Raw genomic sequence first — 1733 nt, 5'->3', positions numbered from 1 at the left:
ATAAAATAATAAAACACGCAGTTATAACCTTTTTCATTTTTTTTACCTCTCTTTATTTTATTTTTATTTATTTCAAGGTTCAGATTTCAATTTTAAGAATATCATAAAATATGCGTTTTGTCAAGATAATATATAAAAAAATAGTTAAAAAAAATTCGTTTATAAAAAACGAATTTTTGTTTTTTTATACAAAATCCAACTGTTGAAAACTTTTATTTTTTTATTGGTTGTTTTTTATTTTTATGTTATAATATTTATAATTCAAGATAAGCTTAAAAGTGATTTTTGAGGTTTATTATTTACAAGAGTTTAATAGTTTTTTGATAAAAAAATTCTAAAAAGAAAAAGTCCCGGACCGAAAGCTTTGATAGCTAATAGTCCAGGACAGGTTGCGACCCGTGTTGGAGGAGGGGCCAACACAGATCTGGTTGGTGGGGAGAGAAGGAGCAAATTTTTCCGACTTATCCGGCGGAATTAATTCAAATTTTAGGGTTCATCCCAGTCATAATTTTCACTCATTATGATTGAGAGGTAAAGTCCTGGAAACCGATCTTCTAGATTTCCATTTAAATAATACATTTCATGAAGTCGCCAAATGTTATTTTTATAAATAAATCCAGCAACCCACATGCATGATTTATGAGTATTTCTTCCGTATTGTTTTATTGGGTAGAAAAGCATATACCCTTTTTTTCCTCCAAGCAGTAAATATGGATAAGCTGTGGGGCATTTCCACAGTTTGAGCAAGTCCCTGTTGAAACCGTCAAGTTTTTGAGCTGCTTGGTTCCAAACTTTTTCATATTTAGGTGGTGGGGCTGGTAAGTTACCGGGGAGACCGCATCCGCACCCAGCATTTGCGGAGTAAGGGATTACTAATGCCATGGAAAGAAAAGACAGAAAAATAATTTTTTTCATTGTTTTAATTCTCCTTTTATTTTATTTTGTATAATGTTCAAGCTTAAGTTAATTAAAATCTTAGCATATAATATGCGTTTTGTCAACCTAATATATAAAAAAATAAACAAAAAAGTATTTTTTATAGCAATTTTTTTGTTTCTTTTTTTTATTGTATTAGGAAATTTTGTTTATGCGGCAGATGCCCCTAGAGGAACCGATCTCTCCTGGTGGCAGGAGGATTTATTAGTCGCCTTGTCTCAAATAATATATGTCCCTGTTTGGATTATAGGATTATTAATCGGTCAGATGATGGGTTTTTTTATATCAGCGGCGCAATTTAACGGATTTATAGATGCTGAGCCTGTGAAAGTTGGCTGGGAAATTATCCGCGATCTTTGCAATATGGGGTTTATTATTATTCTTTTAATAATAGCTGTTGGTTCAATTTTGCGGATAGAAAGTTATAGTTATCGGAATTGGTTGCCTAAGCTGGTTATAATGGCTGTTTTAATAAATTTTTCAAAAGCAATTTGCGGAGTTGTAATTGATATTTCGCAAATAGTAATGCTTACTTTTGTAAGCGGAATTTCTGAAATAGGAATGGGCAATTTTGCTGATATGATTGGATTAAAAGATTTTCTTAATTTTTCTGAATGGAAAGAGACATTGGCAAACTCTGATGAAGAAATTTCAGCTTTATCAATTGCGGGCACAATGATTTTAGCTTTAGTTTTTTCTATAATAGCTTTAGTAGTAATAGCGGCAATTACTTTAGTTCTTGTAATAAGGATCGCCGCGCTTTGGATTTTAGTAATATTGTCTCCTTTTGCTTTTCT

General features: G+C 31.7%; 2 protein-coding genes. One reads left to right on the top strand and one right to left on the bottom strand.

Going from position 1 to position 1733, the window contains the following annotated elements:
* Positions 1 to 486 precede the first annotated feature (486 nt).
* Positions 487 to 915 (bottom strand): hypothetical protein, encoded by a 429-nt coding sequence (locus tag U9O55_04040; GenBank protein MEA2088980.1) that lies wholly within the window; start codon positions 913 to 915, stop codon positions 487 to 489.
* Positions 916 to 1050: 135 nt separating this feature from the next.
* On the opposite strand from U9O55_04040, the gene U9O55_04035 reads away from it, so the two are divergent.
* Positions 1051 to 1733: hypothetical protein (locus tag U9O55_04035; GenBank protein ID MEA2088979.1), on the top strand; the 683-nt coding region annotated here is incomplete at its 3' end.

The sequence above is a fragment of the Patescibacteria group bacterium genome, from assembly GCA_034660655.1.
Classification (GTDB): Bacteria; Patescibacteriota; Patescibacteriia; order JAACEG01; family JAACEG01; genus JAACEG01.
This window is presented reverse-complemented; position numbering and strand designations above follow the sequence as displayed.

Excerpts from the sequence above, each read along its gene's own strand:
- U9O55_04040 (MEA2088980.1), bottom strand. The coding sequence starts at position 915 with ATGAAAAAAATTATTTTTCTGTCTTTTCTTTCCATGGCATTAGTAATC.